Origin of the sequence: Paracoccus sanguinis (assembly GCF_012689545.1) — a bacterium.
In the GTDB taxonomy this organism is placed as follows: domain Bacteria; phylum Pseudomonadota; class Alphaproteobacteria; order Rhodobacterales; family Rhodobacteraceae; genus Paracoccus; species Paracoccus panacisoli.
Genome location: NZ_CP051542.1, coordinates 2558038 through 2574680 on the forward strand (window position 1 = coordinate 2558038; position 16643 = coordinate 2574680).

The 16643-nt window shown below is 69.6% G+C and carries 16 protein-coding genes; 8 read left to right on the plus strand and 8 right to left on the minus strand.

The window, feature by feature from the left end:
- Positions 1-179 precede the first annotated feature (179 nt).
- Complete coding sequence (locus tag HGN31_RS12200; RefSeq protein WP_036700160.1) at positions 180-386, plus strand: cold-shock protein; 207 nt, start codon at positions 180-182, stop codon at positions 384-386.
- 115 nt (positions 387-501) lie between these two features.
- Here HGN31_RS12200 and HGN31_RS12205 read toward each other — a convergent pair whose 3' ends face one another.
- Positions 502-1809 (minus strand): glycerophosphodiester phosphodiesterase family protein, encoded by a 1308-nt coding sequence (locus tag HGN31_RS12205; RefSeq protein ID WP_168783364.1) that lies wholly within the window; start codon positions 1807-1809, stop codon positions 502-504.
- A 155-nt stretch (positions 1810-1964) separates the two neighbouring features.
- Positions 1965-2483, minus strand: coding sequence for an HdeD family acid-resistance protein (locus HGN31_RS12210; RefSeq protein WP_036706484.1), 519 nt, complete (start codon positions 2481-2483; stop codon positions 1965-1967).
- A 231-nt stretch (positions 2484-2714) separates the two neighbouring features.
- Here HGN31_RS12210 and ndk point away from each other — a divergent pair, with 231 nt between their 5' ends.
- The 5 genes from ndk (at position 2715) to dps (ending at position 6093) form a co-directional block, all read left to right on the plus strand.
- The gene (gene ndk, locus HGN31_RS12215) at positions 2715-3137 is read left to right on the plus strand and encodes a nucleoside-diphosphate kinase (protein WP_036700154.1); all 423 of its coding nucleotides are present in this window, start codon (positions 2715-2717) and stop codon (positions 3135-3137) included.
- Between the two features lie 189 nt (positions 3138-3326).
- On the plus strand, positions 3327-4253 hold the full coding sequence (gene fabD / locus HGN31_RS12220) for an ACP S-malonyltransferase (protein WP_168783365.1): 927 nt from the start codon (positions 3327-3329) through the stop codon (positions 4251-4253).
- Positions 4254-4315: 62 nt separating this feature from the next.
- Positions 4316-5053: a 3-oxoacyl-ACP reductase FabG gene (gene fabG / locus HGN31_RS12225; RefSeq protein WP_168783366.1), complete on the plus strand. Its 738-nt coding sequence runs from the start codon at positions 4316-4318 to the stop codon at positions 5051-5053.
- Positions 5054-5215: 162 nt separating this feature from the next.
- Positions 5216-5452 carry an acyl carrier protein gene (locus tag HGN31_RS12230; protein WP_036700146.1) on the plus strand — a complete coding sequence of 79 codons (237 nt, stop codon included), beginning with the start codon at positions 5216-5218 and terminating at the stop codon, positions 5450-5452.
- A gap of 167 nt (positions 5453-5619) precedes the next feature.
- Positions 5620-6093 (plus strand): DNA starvation/stationary phase protection protein Dps, encoded by a 474-nt coding sequence (gene dps, locus HGN31_RS12235; RefSeq protein ID WP_168783367.1) that lies wholly within the window; start codon positions 5620-5622, stop codon positions 6091-6093.
- A gap of 132 nt (positions 6094-6225) precedes the next feature.
- On the opposite strand, the gene HGN31_RS12240 is transcribed toward dps, so the two are convergent.
- The 4 genes from HGN31_RS12240 to HGN31_RS12255 are packed head-to-tail and all read right to left on the minus strand — an operon-like array spanning position 6226 to position 10894.
- Complete coding sequence (locus HGN31_RS12240) at positions 6226-7332, minus strand: BMP family ABC transporter substrate-binding protein (RefSeq protein ID WP_036700141.1); 1107 nt, start codon at positions 7330-7332, stop codon at positions 6226-6228.
- A 22-nt stretch (positions 7333-7354) separates the two neighbouring features.
- Positions 7355-8242, minus strand: coding sequence for an ABC transporter permease (locus tag HGN31_RS12245; RefSeq protein WP_036700139.1), 888 nt, complete (start codon positions 8240-8242; stop codon positions 7355-7357).
- Complete coding sequence (locus HGN31_RS12250; RefSeq protein WP_168783368.1) at positions 8239-9327, minus strand: ABC transporter permease; 1089 nt, start codon at positions 9325-9327, stop codon at positions 8239-8241. Before HGN31_RS12250 ends, HGN31_RS12245 begins: the two co-directional genes overlap by 4 nt.
- Positions 9314-10894, minus strand: a complete 1581-nt coding sequence (locus HGN31_RS12255) for an ABC transporter ATP-binding protein (RefSeq protein WP_168783369.1) — start codon at positions 10892-10894, stop codon at positions 9314-9316. Before HGN31_RS12255 ends, HGN31_RS12250 begins: the two co-directional genes overlap by 14 nt.
- A gap of 115 nt (positions 10895-11009) precedes the next feature.
- Between HGN31_RS12255 and dnaE the strand changes: the two genes are divergently transcribed.
- Both dnaE and HGN31_RS12265 read left to right on the plus strand, forming a co-directional pair.
- Complete coding sequence (dnaE, locus tag HGN31_RS12260; RefSeq protein ID WP_168783370.1) at positions 11010-14486, plus strand: DNA polymerase III subunit alpha; 3477 nt, start codon at positions 11010-11012, stop codon at positions 14484-14486.
- 52 nt (positions 14487-14538) lie between these two features.
- On the plus strand, positions 14539-14793 hold the full coding sequence (locus tag HGN31_RS12265; protein ID WP_036700129.1) for a DUF333 domain-containing protein: 255 nt from the start codon (positions 14539-14541) through the stop codon (positions 14791-14793).
- Between the two features lie 4 nt (positions 14794-14797).
- Here HGN31_RS12265 and HGN31_RS12270 read toward each other — a convergent pair whose 3' ends face one another.
- Entirely contained in the window at positions 14798-15430 is a 633-nt protein-coding gene (locus HGN31_RS12270; protein ID WP_168783371.1) for a heme-binding beta-barrel domain-containing protein, read from the minus strand.
- 142 nt (positions 15431-15572) lie between these two features.
- Entirely contained in the window at positions 15573-16595 is a 1023-nt protein-coding gene (gene ilvC, locus HGN31_RS12275; protein ID WP_168783372.1) for a ketol-acid reductoisomerase, read from the minus strand.
- Positions 16596-16643 lie beyond the last annotated feature (48 nt).

Consider the following 16643-nt stretch of genomic DNA (forward strand, 5'->3'; position numbering starts at 1 on the left):
GCTCGGGGTCGGCGAACGCGACGCCCCTTGTAATCCCTGGCGAACGGGTCCATGTGGGTCGGGCAACGTTACCGACTATCTGCCTTCTGTCTCCGTTACCCGGCTGCAGGCTGCTTTTACGACCTGACTGCGCCGGGCCGCCGCATTCCGCGGGCGGCATCACGACAGGAGATCTCACGATGGCCAACGGCACCGTGAAATGGTTCAACCCCACCAAAGGCTTCGGCTTCATCCAGCCGCAGGACGGCAACCGCGACGTGTTCCTGCACGTCTCGGCGCTCGAGCGCGCGGGTCTTTCGGCCCCGGCCGACGGCCAGAAGGTCACCTATGACCTCGAGCGTGGCCGCGACGGCCGCGAATCGGCGATCAACCTCGCGTTCGTCTGAGCCTGAGCCGCTGCGAGCCTGAGGGCTCGGTGGAACGATCGACGGGCAGCCCTGCGGGGCTGCCCGTTTTCGTTTGAGGTCGGGCAGCCCGGGGGCTGCCCTGTCCCGTGTCGGATCACTCGATGCCCATGCAGTTGGCGTAATAGGTCACGGTCGCCGGCCAGTCCGAGAAGATGCCCTTGACGCCCACTTCCTGCGCCAGCGTGTCCACCATCTCGTAGATCGCGCCGTCGTCCGTCGCCACGCTCTTGACGCTGCCGTAGTACCAGCCGCCATTGCCGCGCCCGATGGGGCCCGAGCGCTCGAGCGACCAGGTGATGATGTCCATCCCCGCCGTCTTGATCGCCTTGGCATAGGCCGAGGGCACCATGTCGTGCCCTTCGCCCGGCGCGACCAGCGCGAAGAGCGGCGGGGCCAGCGTGCGGATGCCCTTGTCGGCCAGCGGCTGCGGCGCGTATTCGCCCCAGCTTTCGGGCTTTTCGGGGTCGAACCCGTCCACGCGGTCGGGATCGACCAGATAGACGGCGGTCTTGGCGAACTCGGGCTCGGCCTTCAGCCAGTGGTCCATGTGGACCATCTCGAAGGTCTGCAGGTGCACGTCCGCGGGCGGGATGCCGGCGGCCTTGTACTCGTCCACGATGGCCTGGGCGTAATCCTCGTTCGTCCAGCCGTCGAAGGGCATCTCGGCGATCGCCTCTTTAAGCTCGGGCGTGAACTTGGCGCCCAGGGCCTTGAAGAGCTGGATCGACTCGGCGTGGGTCATCAGGTGCGCGCCGTCCGAATAGAGGTCGGTGCGCCAGCCCGGGTTGCCCTTCATGTAGGCCTCGACCGTGGTGGCGGTCTTGTCGGCGCTGTCCATCTTGGGGGACAGGCTGCGGAACTCGTCCAGCGTCAGCTCGGCGGTGCGGCACTCGGCCTTGGCGTCGGTGCCCTCGGCCGCCGGGGCGAAGGGGGTCACGCATTTCGCCGCCAGCGGCGTGGCCAGGATGTTCGTCGTCGTGTGCAGGTCGTTCTGCGCGTGGCGGCAGACGAGCGTCTTGTCCTTGGTGAAGGTCACGTCGCATTCCAGCACGCCCGCCCCCATCGCCGCCGCGGCGAGGTTCGATTCCACCGTATGCTCGGGGAACATCATCGGCGCGCCGCGGTGGCCGATCGAGAAGGACGAGACTTTCGGCGCTTGTCCGCGGCAGGCGTTGAGCTTGTCCTTGAGCGCCCCCGCCGGCAGCCGGTCGATCAGATAGAACGGCCGCGGCCCGTAGGTCAACGCGTCCCGCTTGGCCGCCGCGAAGTCATACGCGGGGGTGGCGGTCGCGGCCGGGGTTTCGGTGGCCGCGGGCGCGGCCGGGGCCGGCGCCGTCTGGGCCAGGCCCGCGGCCGGGATCAACGCCGCCAGCGCGGCCGAGCGGAAGAGGGGAGAGATCATCGGAAGTCGCCTCGTCATGTTGAGATGCCCGAGGCACTAACGGTCCCGCATGACGGATCGACGTCATTGCTGTGACGGCTTCCTGACGGTCCGCCCCGCGCGGACCCGAAAGTTCGGGGCCGGGCGATGCACGCCTCGGCCCCGAACGGGGCAGGTCAGGCGATGTGGCCCTTGCGGTCCATCGCCAGCACGATCAGCGAGATGCCGTTCGAGATCAGCTCGATGGCGAGGAACAGGCCCAGCACCAGCGCCGCCGACTGCGGCCAGTTGCTGTAGATCATGAACGCGAGCAGCAGCGACAGCGCCCCCGACATGATCAGCAGAAACCGCACGCCCGGCGTGCGGAAGCTGAACCCCAGCGAGATCCGCACGATGCCCAGCACCACCAGCAGGATGGCGGTGGCCATGGTCAGCGACAGCGTCCCGGCCAGCGGGTCGCCGGCAAGGTTGACGCCCAGCAGCACCATGAGGATGCCCAGCAGGATGGCGGCGATGCGCCCGCCCCAGCCCTGATCGGCGAAGGCCGAGGCAATGGTCAGGATGCCCACGACGATGAACGCCCAGGCGGCCAGCAGCGTGGCGGTCAGCGTCGCCGCCAGCGGGTTGGCCAGGGCAAAGATGCCGCCGAGCAGCGAAATGATGCCCGCGGCCAGCCAAAGTCCCCAGTTTCTCATGAGGTCACTCCAGTTCCGGTTGTGAACGGTCGGTCCTTCGAGAGTAACGGCCCGTCACCGCTCTGGTTCAACCTGCACCGTAACGTCGCGGCGGCTTTCACCGCGCGGTTGTGGCGGCAAAGGCGCGCCCCGCGCGCGGCGGCGCGGCCCCTGCCGGCGGGGTTTCCATCCCCCGGCGCGCGTGATACCGCGCCGCGCAATCGCAACCCCGACATTTTTCCCGAGGACATCATGGCTGTCGAACGCACCCTCTCGATCATCAAGCCCGACGCGACGCGTCGCAACCTGACCGGCAAGATCAACCAGAAATTCGAGGATGCCGGCCTGCGCATCGTCGCGCAGAAGCGCATCCACCTGTCGCCCGCCCAGGCCGGCAAGTTCTACGAGGTCCACAAGGATCGCCCCTTCTACGGCGAGCTGGTCGAGTTCATGGCCTCGGAGCCGGTCGTGGTGCAGGTGCTCGAGGGTGAGAACGCGATCGCCAAGAACCGCGAAGTGATGGGCGCGACCAACCCGGCCAACGCCGACGCGGGCACCATCCGCAAGGAATACGCTCTCTCGGTCGGCGAGAACTCGGTCCACGGCTCGGACGCCGCCGAGACCGCGAAAGAGGAAATCGCCTTCTTCTTCTCGGGCCTCGAACTGGTCGGCTGATCCCGCCCAACCCGTAAGACGCTGCGGCCGCCCTTTCGCGAGGGCGGCCTTTTTCGTGGCCGAAATACCCGTGGGGGAAGGCCCGCAGGGACGGGGGCGACGCCCCCCTGCGACCTTGGCCGCCGCGCGCGGACGTTGCCTGCCGGGCGCGCAAAAGCTATGCCCGGGGCAAATCCAATGGAGCCACAGATGCGCGCATACGTCTTTCCGGGCCAGGGGGCCCAGACCATCGGCATGGGCCGCGAGCTGGCCGAGGCCTATCCCGCCGCCCGCGCGGTGTTTGACGAGGTGGACGAGGCGCTGGGCGAAAACCTCTCGGCGCTGGTGTGGGAGGGGAACATCGAGACCCTGACGCTGACCCGCAACGCCCAGCCGGCGCTGATGGCGACCTCGGTCGCGGCGATGCGGGTGCTCGAGGCCGAGGGATTTGCGATCACCGATGCCGCGTTTGTCGCGGGGCACTCGCTCGGCGAATACTCGGCGCTCTGCGCGGCCGGCGCGATCAGCCTCAGCGACACGGCGCGGCTCCTCCAGATCCGCGGCACGGCCATGCAGGAGGCGGTGCCGGTCGGGCAGGGGGCGATGGCCGCGATCCTCGGGCTCGACTTCGCCACCGTGGACGAGATCGCCCGCGAGGCGGCCGAGGACGAGGTCTGCCAGGCCGCGAACGACAACGATCCCGCGCAGGTGGTGATCTCGGGCCACAAGGCCGCGGTGGAACGCGCCGCCGCGCTGGCGAAGGAGCGCGGCGCCAAGCGGGCGTTGATGCTGCCGGTCTCGGCGCCTTTCCACTCGGCGCTGATGCAGCCGGCGGCGACGGTGATGGCCGATGCGCTGGCCGGCGTGGACATCCACGAACCCGCCGTGCCGCTGGTCGCCAACGTGCGGGCCGAGGCGGTGCTGCAGCCCGGCGCGATCCGGCAACTTCTGGTCGAGCAGGTGACGGGCGCCGTGCGCTGGCGCGAGTCGGTCGCGTTCATGGCCGAGCAGGGCGTGACCGAGTTCTGGGAAATCGGGGCCGGCAAGGCGCTGTCGGGGATGATCAAGCGCATCGTGCCGGGCGCGGTGACGCGCAACTTCGGCGCGCCGGCGGATCTGGCGGCCCTCAGGGGCTGAGGTCGGACCGGGGCTCTGCCCCGGACCCCGGGATATTTGAACAAGAAAGAAAGGGACCCGCGATGTTCGACCTGACCGGAAAATCGGCTCTGATCACCGGCGCCTCGGGCGGCATCGGCGGCGCCGTCGCGGCCGCGCTGCACAAGGCGGGGGCGCAGGTGACGCTCTCGGGCACCCGCGAGGCGCCGCTGCGCGAGCTGGCCGAGCGGCTGGGCGATCGCGCCCATGTCGTCACCGCCAATCTGGGCGACGCGGCCGAGGTCGAGGCGCTGCCGAAGAAGGCAGCCGAGGCGATGGGCGCGGTCGACATCCTGGTCAACAACGCCGGCATCACCCGCGACAACCTGTTCATGCGGATGTCGGACGCGGAATGGGCCGAGGTGCTGGACGTGAACCTCACCTCGTCCTTCCGGCTGGCGCGCGGCGTGCTGCGCGGGATGATGAAGGCGCGCTGGGGGCGGATCGTCTCGATCACCTCGGTCGTGGGCGCGACGGGCAACCCGGGGCAGGGCAACTATGCCGCGGCCAAGGCCGGGCTGGTGGGCATGTCGAAGTCGCTGGCCTATGAGGTCGCCAGCCGCGGGATCACCGTGAACTGCGTCGCCCCCGGCTTCATCGAGACGGCCATGACCGACAAGCTGAACGACGAGCAGAAGGCCCGCATCCTGACCCAGATTCCCGCCGGGCGGATGGGGTCGGCCGACGACATCGCGGCCGCCGTCGTCTATCTCGCCAGCCCCGCGGCGGGCTATGTCACCGGTGCCACGCTGCACGTGAATGGCGGCATGGCGATGCTCTGATCGGCCGTCCGGCCGCCCGCATCGCGCCGTCGTGAAACCAGTTGCAGAGGGGACGAGCGGTGCTATATCCCGAGGCCAAGGCCGCGCGGAACCGCCCGCGGCTGTCGCCGGTTCAGGGATCGGCAACATCCGGGCGGAGCGCCCGCAACTGAGGAACGAGACATGAGCGATATCGCTGATCGCGTGAAGAAGATCGTCGTCGAGCACCTGGGCGTCGAGGAAGAGAAGGTCACCGAGACCGCTTCCTTCATCGACGATCTGGGCGCCGACTCGCTCGACACGGTCGAGCTGGTCATGGCCTTCGAGGAAGAGTTCGGGATCGAGATCCCCGACGACGCCGCCGAGACCATCCAGACCTTCGGCGACGCGGTTAAGTTCATCCAGACCGCCACGGCCTGATCCTCGGCCTCGGCGATGCTTTCGACGGCGCCTCCCGCAAGGGGGGCGCCGTTCACTTTGGGGCGGGCTGGGGCGGCGGGCCGGCCCTGCATGGCCGCCATGCGCCCGGAACCCCGGCGCCGGGGGGCCGTTGATTAAGGGACAGTCCCAATTCAAGGAGGCATGACATGGCCGTCAATCTTCAGGGTCTCAAGGACAACGCCCGCAAGACCGCGATCACCGAACTGCAGAACTGCATGAACGATGCGGCGTCGCTGTCGATGGCGCTCAAGCAGGCGCACTGGAACGTCAAGGGTCCGAACTTCATCGCCATTCACGAGCTGTTCGACGCCGTGAAGGCGCGGCTCGATCCGCAGATCGACGCGATCGCCGAGCGCGTCCAGCAGCTCGACGGCGTGGCCGTCGGCACCGTGGAAGAGGTCGCCAAGGCGACCAAGCTCAAGCCCTATCCGACCGACCTCACCAAGTCGGCCGACCATATCCGCGAGATCTCGGCCCGGCTGCGCGAGTATGGCGCGCGGGTGCGCGAGGCGATCGACACCACCGACGAGGCGGGCGACGCCGACACCGCCGACATCCTGACGGCCGCCTCGCAGCAGGCCGACAAGGACCTGTGGTTCATCGAGAGCCACCTCGAATAACGCCGAGACTGCGTCATGCGCTCGCCACACGGCGCAGCAAAAGGGGGGCCGGTTCGCCGACCCCCCTTTCTCTTTTGTCCCAAATATCCCGGGGTCCGGGGCAGAGCCCCGGTCCGGCGGCGCCGCCCGCGCCTACTTCGGCATCTGGGCGGTGATCCCCTCGACGAAGAAGTTCATCTGCGACAGCTCCTCGTCCGTCGCCACCTTCCCCTCGGCCAGCCAGTCGCTGCCGTCCGCCTTCTTCAGCGGGCCGGTGAAGGGGTGGTATTCCTTCTTGCCGATCCTGTCGCGCAGGGCCTCGGCCTCGGCCTTGACCTCGGCGGGGACCGCATCGGTGATCTCGCCGATCTCGACCTCGCCCTCGCCGATGCCGGCCCAGGTGGCCGAGCTGGTCCAGGTCCCGTCCAGCACCTCGCCCACGCGCTTGACGTAGTAGGGCGCCCAGTTGTCGATGATGGCGCTGACCCGCGGCGTCGGCTTGAACGCCGCCATGTCGGACGCCTGGCCGAAGCCGATCCCGCCCGCCTCTTGCAGCTTGCCCATCGGCGCGGTCGAGTCGGTGTGCTGCAGGATCACGTCCACCCCCTCGGCGATCAGGGCCGATGCGGCGTCGGCCTCTTTCGCGGGGTCGAACCAGGTGTAGGCCCAGACCACCTTCATCTCGACCGCCGGGTTCACCTTGCGGGCGTGGATGAAGGACGAGTTGATGCCCTGCACCACCTCGGGGATCGGGAACGAGCCGATGTAGCCGATCTTGTTCGACTTGGTCATCCGACCCGCGATGGTGCCCATCACCGCGCGGCCTTCGTAGAAGCGCGCGTCATAGGTCGCCACGTTGTCGGCCCGCTTGTAGCCGGTCGCGTGCTCGAACTTCACGTCCGGGAACTTCTTGGCCACGTTGATGACCGCGTCCATGAACCCGAACGAGGTGGCGAAGATCAGCTTGTTGCCGGCAAGCGCGAGCTGGGTCAGCGCGCGCTCGGCGTCGGCGCCCTCGGGCACGCTTTCGATGAAGGTCGTCTCGACCCGGTCGCCGTATTCCTTCTCGATCGCCTGCCGGCCCTGGTCGTGCTGGAAGGACCAGCCGCCGTCGCCCACCGGGCCCACGTAGATGAAGCCGACCTTGAGCTTCTCGCCCTCGGGGATCGGGGTCGCGGCGGCGGCGCCGTGGGGCAGGGCGGGCAGCATGGCCACCACAGCCAGCGCGGCGGCCGAGGCCAGAAGTTGTCTGCGGGTCATCGTGATCTCCTCTGTCGGGTGCTTATCGCGTCGCGTGGAAGCTGCGGCCCAGCGATCCCGGGGCCGCGCCGCTGGCCGAGCGCGCGTATTTCTGCCGCGCCGATATGACCACGAGGACGAGGATCGTGGCAAGATAAGGCGCCATCGAGAGCAGCTGCACCGGCACCGCGACGCCCGCGGCCTGCAGGCGAAGCTGCATCACGGTCACGCCGCCGAAAAGCCAGGCACCGGCGAGAACGCCCCACGGGCTCCACCCCGCGAAGACGACGATGGCAAGCGCGATCCAGCCCGCGCCCGCGGTCATCCCCTCGGTCCATTGCAGCACCGTGGCGATCGAGACATAGGCCCCGCCGAGCCCCGCCAGCGCCCCGCCCAGGGCAATCGCCGCCACGCGCACCGCGCGGACCTTGTAGCCGAGCGCGTGGGCGGCGTCGTGGTTCTCGCCCACCGCGCGCAGGATCAGGCCGGGTCGGGTGCGGTTCAGCGCCAGCCAGATCAGCGGCACGAGGGCGAGCCCCGCCCAGATCACCCAGTTGATCCCCAGCGGGCCGCCCGGCATGGTGGGCGCCTTGACCCCCTCGTAGGGCTTGCCGAACATCGCCGTGAGGCCGAGGCCGAAGAGCGTCAGTGCCAGCCCCGTCGCCACCTGGTTGGTCAGCAGATACTGGGTCAGCACCGCGAAGATCATCGACAGCGCCGCCCCGGCCAGCGCCCCGCCCAGAAACCCCAGCGCGGGCGAGCCGGTGGCGTGCGCCAGCGCGAACCCGGCCAGCGCGCCGGTGATCATCATCCCCTCGACCCCGAGGTTGAGGACGCCCGCGCGCTCGACCACCGCCTCGCCCAGGGCGGCGAGCAGGATCGGGGTCGCCGCCGACATCAGCAGCAGCAATGTGGTCCAGTCGAGGATCATGCCCGTGCCTCCCCCGGTCGTCCCCAGCGGATGCGGAACCGGCCCAGCGTGTCGAAGGCCAGGAGGAAGAAGAGCAGCATCCCCTGGAACACCTGCACGGTCGCAGCGGGCAGCGACAGCATGAGCTGCGCGAGTTCGCCGCCGATGTAGGTCAGCGCGAGCAGCAGCCCGGCGAGCAGGATGCCCAAGGGGTGCAGCCGCCCGAGGAAGGCCACGATGATCGCGGTGAAGCCGTAGCCCGAGCCGAAGCTGTCGGTGATCTGCCCGCCCGGCCCGGCGGCCTCGAACAGCCCCGCCATCCCGGCGAGCGCGCCCGACAGCCCGAGGCAGAAGGCGACCAGCGCCTCGGGCCGCACGCCCGCGAAGCGGGCGGCGCGGGGGGCGAGGCCCGCGACGCGGATGTGAAAGCCGCGGATGTGGCGGGTCATCAGCACCCAGGTCACGACGACCGCCACCGCGGCCGCGATCACGCCCCAGTGGATGCCGGTCCCGGCGATCAGCTCGGGGTTGGCGGCGGGCGGGTATTGCTGAAGGTTGCGCGAGCCGGGCATCCCGAACCCTTCGGGGTTGCGCATCGGGCCGAAGGCCATCCACGCCGCCAGCCGCTGCGCGACATAGACCAGCATCAGCGACACGAGGATCTCGGAGGCGCCGAACCAGTTCCTGAGCACCGCCGGGATCATCCCCCAGGCCCAGCCGCCGGCCGCGCCGGCCATCACCATCGCCGGGAAGATCCAGGCCCCCTCGGCTGGATAGGCGGCCAGCGCCACGGCCGCCCCGCAGATGCCGCCGACGATGTACTGGCCCTCGGCGCCGATGTTCCAGATCCCGGCGCGAAAGCCGATGGCGAGGCCGCAGGCGATCAGGATCAGCGGCCCGGCCTTGACCAGCAGTTGCGGGCGCGAATAGGCGGCCGCCTGCCCGAAGAGCGGGTCCCAGAAGATCGTGCGGATCGCCGCCACCGGGTCGAAGCCCATCAGCGCGAAGAGCAGGCCGCCGGCGATCATCGTCGCCAGCACCGCCATGACCGGCGTGGCGATGCCCAGCCACCAGGGCGCGTTGGTCCGAGGCTCAAGCCGCAACATGGGCGACCTCCATCCCGTGCGCGCCGCCGAGCATCAGGCCCACCTGTTCCAGCGTCAGCCCCTCGGTCGGCACGGGGGCCGACAGCCGCCCCTCGTTCAGTGCCGCGAAGCGGTCGCTGAGTTCCAGCAGCTCGTCGAGGTCCTGGCTGATCACCACCACCGCCGCCCCGCGCGCGGCGAGGTCCAGGAGCGCCTGCCGGATCGCCGCGGCAGCCGAGGCGTCCACGCCCCAGGTCGGCTGGTTCACGATCAGCGCGCGCGGCTCCTGCATGATCTCGCGGCCGATGACGAATTTCTGCAGGTTGCCGCCCGACAGCGCCCCCGCGGCGGTGGAGGGGCCGGGGGTCCGCACGTCGAAGCCCGCGATGACGCGTTCGGCAAAGCGGCGCGCCGCGGCGTGGTCGATCATCCCGCCCTTCGCCAGCCCCTGCCGGGTCGCGGCGGTCAGGATGGCATTCTCGGTCAGGCTCATCTCGGGCACCGCCGCGTGGCCCAGCCGGTCCTCGGGCGCCGCCAGAAGCCCCGCGCGCCGGCGCGCCTCGGGGCCGAGCGCCGACACATCCGCGCCCGCCAGCGTCACCGTGCCGGGCCGGCCGGTCGTCTCGCCCGAGAGCGCGGCGATCAGCTCCTCCTGCCCGTTGCCGGCCACGCCGCCGATCCCGAGGATCTCGCCCGCGCGGACCGCGAACCCCACGTCGCGCAAGGGCGTGCCGTCGATGCCGGCCGCCGAGGTCAGCCCGGACACCGCCAGCATCTCGGCCCCCGCCTTGCGGCCCGAGCGGTCCACGACCCGCATCTCGGCCCCGACCATCATCGCCGCGAGGTCGCGGGCCGAGTGGGCGCGCGGATCGACGGTCCCCACGACGCGCCCGTTGCGCAGGATCGTGGCGCGGTCGCAATGGGTGCGGATTTCCTCGAGCTTGTGGGAGATATAGAGGATCGCGGTGCCCTGGTCGGCCAGCTGGCGCAGGGTGGCAAACAGGATCTCGGCCTCTTGCGGTGTCAGCACGCTGGTCGGCTCGTCCATGATGAGAAGCCGCGGCCCGCCCAAGAGGCAGCGCACGATCTCGACCCGCTGGCGTTCCCCGGCTGACAGCGAGGCGATGCGCCGGGCGGGGTTCAAGGGCAGGCCGTAGGCGGCGCTCACGTCCGCGATCCGGCGCGAGAGTTCCGATCGCGGCGGCGGCGCGTCCATGCCAAGCGCGACGTTCTCGGCCACGCTCAGCGCGTCGAACAGGCTGAAATGCTGGAACACCATCCCCACGCCCGCCGCCCGCGCCGCCCGCGGATCGGCCGGGGCATAGGGCTGGCCGCCCAGCGTCATGGTGCCTGCATCGGGGCGCACGAGACCGTAGATCATCTTGACCAGCGTGGACTTGCCCGCGCCGTTCTCGCCCAGAAGCGCGTGAATCTCGCCGGGGCGCGCGTCGAACGACACGGCGTCGTTGGCGCGCACGCCCGGATAGGTCTTGGTCAGGCCCTCGGCCCGGAAAAGCACGTCTGTCGTCACGAGAGCCCCGCCGTCGAACCCGCCCACGTTAGCCCGAAAACGCTGCGGCACAATCATCCTCGCGGTCCTGCCAAGCCTCTGCCGCGGCGTAAAGAGTTTACGTGGCGCGGGCGGGTCAGGTGCCGGCCCCCCGCCCCTTCTGCCCCGGGGGCCGGGGTGCTAGTCATCCCCCATGCCGACCGACACCCCCCGATTCATCCACCTGCGCTGCCACTCGGAACACTCGCTGCTCGAGGGGGCGATCCCGGTCAAGAAGCTGGCCGGGCTGGCCGCGAAGAAGGGGATGCCCGCCGTCGCGCTGACCGACACCAACGCGCTGTTCGCGGCGCTCGAGTTCTCGGTCAAGGCGATGGACGAGGGGGTGCAGCCGATCGTCGGCTGCCAGATGACGCTCGACGCCGGGCCCGCCTGCGGGCCGGTGGTGCTGCTGGCGCAGGACGCGGCGGGCTGGGCGAACCTGATGGCGCTGTCGACCTGCCTCTACGTCACGCCGCCCCGCGACTTTCCCCATGTAACGATGGCAGAGCTTGCGGCCCACGCGGGCGGGCTGATCTGCCTGACCGGCGGCGCGGGCGGTCCCCTGGGCCAGATGGTGGCGGCCGGCCATCGCGCGGATGCCGAGGCGCATCTGCGCGACCTGACCGCCGCCTTCGGCGACCGGCTTTACGTCGAGTTGCAGCGGCACATGATGGACAACGGCCAGATGATGCCGGCCGAGGTCGCCTCGGAGGCGGGGATGATCGAGTTGGCCTATGCGCTGGGTCTGCCGCTGGTCGCCACCAACGACGTGCATTTCCCCGATCCGGCGATGTTCGGCGCCCATGACGCGCTGATCTGCATCCGTGAGCGGGCGCTGGTTGATCAGGCCGCGCCCCGGCGGCGGCTGACCGCCAACCACGACTTCAAGTCCGAATCCGAGATGGCGGCGCTGTTCGCCGACCTGCCCGAGGCGCTGGAGAATACCGTCGAGATCGCCCGCCGCTGCGCCTTTGCGGTCGCCAAGCACAAGCCGATCCTGCCGCGCTTCGCCGAGGACGAGGTGGACGAGCTGCGCCGCCAGGCGCGCGAGGGGCTGGCCGCCCGGCTGGCGGTGATCGAGCATTCGGTCAGCGTGGCCGAGTATGAGGCGCGGCTCGACTTCGAGCTGGGGATCATCGAGCAGATGGGCTTCCCCGGCTATTTCCTGATCGTGGCCGACTTCATCAAATGGGCCAAGGCGCAGGGCATCCCCGTGGGGCCGGGCCGCGGCTCGGGGGCCGGGTCGCTGGTCGCGTATGCGCTGACCATCACCGACCTCGACCCGCTGCGCTATTCGCTGCTGTTCGAGCGGTTCCTGAACCCCGAGCGGGTGTCGATGCCGGACTTCGACATCGACTTCTGCATGGACCGCCGGGAAGAGGTGATCGACTACGTCTGCCAGAAATACGGCCGCGAGAAGGTGGGGCAGATCATCACCTTCGGCGCGCTTCTGTCCAAGGCGGCGGTGCACGACGTGGGCCGCGTCCTCGGCATGGGGTTCCCGCAGCGCGACAAGCTGTCGAAGATGATCCCGGTCGAGGGCGTCAAGCCCGTCTCGATCGCCAAGGCGCTGGCCGACGAGCCGCGCCTGCGCGAGGCCGCGGCAGCCGAGGAGAACGTCCGCCGGATGCTCGACTATGCGGGCCAGGTCGAGGGGCTGCTCAGGAACGCCTCGACCCACGCGGCCGGCGTGGTGATCGGGGACCGGCCGCTCGACCAGCTCGTGCCGCTCTACCGCGACCCCGGCTCGGACATGCCGGCGACGCAGTTCAACATGAAGTGGGTCGAGCAGGCGGGGCTGGTCAAGTTCGACTTCCTCGGCCTCAAGACGCTGACGGTGATCCAGAACGCCGTCGACCTGATCCGCGCGGGCGGCCGCCACCTGCACATCGCGGCGGACGGGCGCCGCCTCTACGACCCGCCCGAGGGGGCGGTGGACGAGATCAACCTGATCCCGCTGGACGACGAGGCGTCCTATCGCCTGTTCGCCAGCGCCCGCACGGTGGCGGTGTTCCAGGTGGAATCCTCGGGGATGATGGACGCGCTTCGGCGCATGAAGCCCACCTGCATCGAGGATATCGTGGCGCTGGTGGCGCTCTACCGTCCCGGTCCGATGGAGAACATCCCGACCTATTGCGACGTCAAGAACGGGGTCCGGCCGCTCGAATCGATCCATCCGACCATCGACCACATCCTGGCCGAGACTCAGGGCATCATCGTCTATCAGGAACAGGTGATGCAGATCGCGCAGGTCATGGCGGGCTATTCGCTCGGCGGCGCGGACCTCTTGCGCCGCGCGATGGGCAAGAAGATCGCCGAAGAGATGGCCAAGGAACGGCCGAAGTTCGTCGACGGCTGCGTGGCGCAGGGGGTGGACGCCAAGAAGGCCGGCGAGGTCTTCGACCTGCTCGAGAAGTTCGCCAACTACGGCTTCAACAAGTCGCACGCCGCCGCCTATGCGGTGGTCAGCTACCAGACCGCCTGGCTCAAGGCGAACCACCCGGTCGAGTTCATGGCCGCGGTGATGAACTGCGACATCCACCTGACCGACAAGCTCGCCGTCTATCGCCGCGAGGTGGACCGGATGGGGATCGAGATCGTGGCCCCCTCGGTCAACGTCTCGCAGCCGACCTTCTCGGTCAGTGAGGGGCGGATCGTCTATGCGCTCGGCGCGCTGAAGAACGTGGGGGTCGAGGCGATGCGCGTCCTCGTCACGGCGCGCGGCGACACGCCCTTCCGCGACCTGAACGATTTCGCCCGCCGCGTGCCGATGAAGCAGATCGGCAAGCGCGCGCTCGAGATGCTGGCCCGCGCCGGCGCCTTCGATGCGCTCGACGCGAACCGGGCGCGGGTGCTCGCCTCGCTCGACGGGCTGATGGCGTGGTCGGCGGCGGTGCAGGCGGCCGAGGTCTCGAACCAGTCCTCGCTGTTCGGCGGGGGCGAGGACCTGCCGCCGCCACGCCCGGCGCTCGCCAAGGTCTGGATGCCGGCCGAGAAGCTGGCCGAAGAGCGGCTGGCGGTCGGGTTCTACCTCTCGGGCCACCCGCTTGACGACTATCTGCCGGCGCTCAGGCGCAAGGGGGCGATGACGCTGGCCGAGGTGCAGGCGGCGTCGCTCGACGGGCCGCTGGCGGCCCAGATCGCCGGGACGGTGGCGGCGCGGGCCGAGAAGAAATCCGCCAAGGGCACGCGCTATGCCTTCGTCACGCTCTCGGACCCGACCGGGCTTTACGAGGCGACGGTGTTCTCGGACACGCTCGACGCCCACCGCGATCTGCTGGAGCCGGGGCAGAACGTGCTGCTGACGGTCAATGCCGAGCCCTCGGGCGATCAGGTTAAGATGCTGGCCCGCGGGGTGCAGCGTCTCGAGGATGCGGTGGCGGATGCGGGCTCGGGCAAGCTGGCCGTCGAGGTTGCGGACGCGCCCACCGCCGTCGCGGTGCTCGACCGGCTGCGCGCGGCCTCGGCCGAGATCGCCGTCTCGGCCAAGGGCCGCGGGCCGCTGCTGCTGCGGGTGCGCGAGGGGCACCGGGTCTACGACATCGCCGTGGGCGACGACGTGCCGGTGACGCCGCGGATGCGCCAGACGCTGCGCGCGGTCGAGGGCGTGATCGACGTCACCGAGGAATGAACCTTTCCCCGCCCGCGCGGTTGGGACAGGGATATCTTGCAGGAGGAACCCGATGCGCGCCCCCGCTTCCCTCGTTACTGCCGCCGCAGTCCTGACGCTCGCCGCCTGCGGGGCCCCGGCCCCCACCACGACCCAGCGCAGCGTGACCTCGTCGGCCATCGTCGATCCGGCGGCGCTCTATTGTCAGGGGACGGGCGGGACGGTCATCCACCGCACCTCGGGCGGCCGCCGCGCCGATCTGTGCCGGATGAGCGACGGCCGCACCGTCTCGGCCGCCGAGCTGCTCAACAGCCACAACGACCTGTGACGCCTCACCCCGCGGCGAGCGGGTTCGGCTGCGGCGGCCCGACCCGGCGCAGGCGGTTGGTGTCGTGGTGGTCGAACGCCTTGCCTTCGACCATCAGCGTGGTGTCCAGCCGATAGGACCAGCTGTCATCGTCGTGCAGCGTGATCGCGCAGCGGTAGCGGTCGGTGCGGAAGTTCTGGTCCAGAAACGGGTTCGACGCGATGCCGTTGGTCGTGGCCCCGCGCACCGCCTCGACCGTGAAGCTGCGGTCGTCTGCGCCGGCGTGCCCCTGCGCCAGCAGCGCCTGGCCCCGCGGGATGGTCACGCTTTGCAGCAGCAGCCCGGTCGCGGGCTCCCACAGCCAGTAGCCGATCTGGTCGTGGAAGGTGATCTTCTCGTCGGGCGTGTTGATGTGCATGTGATAGCGCAGCCCGTAGAAGAGCTGCGGGCCGTTCGTCTGGCCGTCGATCACCGCGAAGCTCGCGTGCTCGACATAGGGCTTCGTCTCGGGCCCGTCGGCCTTCGGGCTGGTGTCCACGCCCTTCGCCGCCTGCCACCGCCCCGCCAGACCGCGCAGCGGCCCAAGATGGGACAGCGTGTCGGCCGCGACGGGCGGCTCGTCGAAGATGCCGGGGTGAGGGGGCTGGGTCAGGGTCATGGCGGTCCTCGGCTGCGCTCGTCCGGCCAGCTTGCCGCCCCCGCGCCCGCCCGGCAAGGCAAAGGGGCGCCACGGCGGGCGCCCCTCGTTCCTGGCCGGGTGTGAGCGGCCGGGGGCGCGAGGCCCCCTCGGTCCCGCCGGATCAGTTCCGGGCGCGGTCCACCATCTTGCCCTTCGAGATCCACGGCATCATCTCGCGCAGCTTGGCGCCGACCTGCTCGATCTGGTGCTCGTCGTTGATCCGGCGGGTCGCCTTGAAGGACGGCTGGCCGACCGCGTTCTCCTGCATGAAGTCGCGCACGAACTTGCCGGTCTGGATGTCGCGCAGCACCTCTTTCATCCGCGCCTTCGTCTCGTCGTAGGGCAGGATGCGCGGGCCCGAGACATACTCGCCGTATTCGGCGGTGTTCGAGATCGAGTAGTTCATGTTGGCGATGCCGCCTTCGTAGATCAGGTCCACGATCAGCTTTACCTCGTGCAGGCACTCGAAATAGGCCATCTCGGGCTCATAGCCCGCCTCGACCAGCGTCTCGAAGCCCATGCGGATCAGCTCGACCAGACCGCCGCACAGCACCGCCTGTTCGCCGAACAGGTCGGTCTCGCATTCCTCGCGGAAGTTGGTCTCGATGATCCCCGAGCGGCCGCCGCCGATCGCCGAGCAGTAGCTCAGCGCGAGGTCCATCGCCTTGCCCGAGGCGTCGTTGTGGACCGCGACGAGGCACGGCACGCCGCCGCCCTTGACGTATTCGCCGCGCACCGTGTGGCCCGGGCCCTTCGGCGCCATCATGATGACGTCGACGCCCTTCTTCGGCTCGATCAGGCCGAAATGCACGTTCAGCCCGTGGGCAAAGGCGATGGCGGCACCCTCGCGCAGGTTGTCGTGGACGTATTTCCTGTAGGTCTCGGCCTGCAGCTCATCGGGCATGGTGAACATGATCAGGTCGGCCCATTTCGCCGCGTCGGCGATGTCCATGACCTGCAGGCCCTCGCCCTCGGCCTTGGCCTTCGAGGGCGAGCCCTCACGCAGCGCCACCACGACGTTCTTGGCGCCCGAATCGCGCAGGTTCAGCGCGTGGGCGTGGCCCTGCGAGCCATAGCCGAGGATCGCGATCTTCTTGTCCTTGATGAGGTTGACGTCGCAATCCCGGTCATAATACACGCGCATGGTCTTATCTCGCCCCTTCGGTTTCGGATGTGTCGGCAGAGCGCCTAC

What these genes read in the sequence shown, in the direction of transcription:
- HGN31_RS12240 (WP_036700141.1), bottom strand. Translation starts at nt 7,332, where the DNA reads ATGACCCGCAGACAACTTCTGGCCTCGGCCGCCGCGCTGGCTGTGGTG.
- HGN31_RS12255 (WP_168783369.1), bottom strand. Translation starts at nt 10,894, where the DNA reads ATGATTGTGCCGCAGCGTTTTCGGGCTAACGTGGGCGGGTTCGACGGC.
- fabD (WP_168783365.1), top strand. Translation starts at nt 3,327, where the DNA reads ATGCGCGCATACGTCTTTCCGGGCCAGGGGGCCCAGACCATCGGCATG.
- ilvC (WP_168783372.1), bottom strand. Translation starts at nt 16,595, where the DNA reads ATGCGCGTGTATTATGACCGGGATTGCGACGTCAACCTCATCAAGGAC.
- ndk (WP_036700154.1), top strand. Translation starts at nt 2,715, where the DNA reads ATGGCTGTCGAACGCACCCTCTCGATCATCAAGCCCGACGCGACGCGT.
- HGN31_RS12210 (WP_036706484.1), bottom strand. Translation starts at nt 2,483, where the DNA reads ATGAGAAACTGGGGACTTTGGCTGGCCGCGGGCATCATTTCGCTGCTC.
- HGN31_RS12250 (WP_168783368.1), bottom strand. Translation starts at nt 9,327, where the DNA reads ATGTTGCGGCTTGAGCCTCGGACCAACGCGCCCTGGTGGCTGGGCATC.
- HGN31_RS12200 (WP_036700160.1), top strand. Translation starts at nt 180, where the DNA reads ATGGCCAACGGCACCGTGAAATGGTTCAACCCCACCAAAGGCTTCGGC.
- HGN31_RS12205 (WP_168783364.1), bottom strand. Translation starts at nt 1,809, where the DNA reads ATGATCTCTCCCCTCTTCCGCTCGGCCGCGCTGGCGGCGTTGATCCCG.
- HGN31_RS12265 (WP_036700129.1), top strand. Translation starts at nt 14,539, where the DNA reads ATGCGCGCCCCCGCTTCCCTCGTTACTGCCGCCGCAGTCCTGACGCTC.
- HGN31_RS12245 (WP_036700139.1), bottom strand. Translation starts at nt 8,242, where the DNA reads ATGATCCTCGACTGGACCACATTGCTGCTGCTGATGTCGGCGGCGACC.
- HGN31_RS12270 (WP_168783371.1), bottom strand. Translation starts at nt 15,430, where the DNA reads ATGACCCTGACCCAGCCCCCTCACCCCGGCATCTTCGACGAGCCGCCC.
- dnaE (WP_168783370.1), top strand. Translation starts at nt 11,010, where the DNA reads ATGCCGACCGACACCCCCCGATTCATCCACCTGCGCTGCCACTCGGAA.
- dps (WP_168783367.1), top strand. Translation starts at nt 5,620, where the DNA reads ATGGCCGTCAATCTTCAGGGTCTCAAGGACAACGCCCGCAAGACCGCG.
- fabG (WP_168783366.1), top strand. Translation starts at nt 4,316, where the DNA reads ATGTTCGACCTGACCGGAAAATCGGCTCTGATCACCGGCGCCTCGGGC.
- HGN31_RS12230 (WP_036700146.1), top strand. Translation starts at nt 5,216, where the DNA reads ATGAGCGATATCGCTGATCGCGTGAAGAAGATCGTCGTCGAGCACCTG.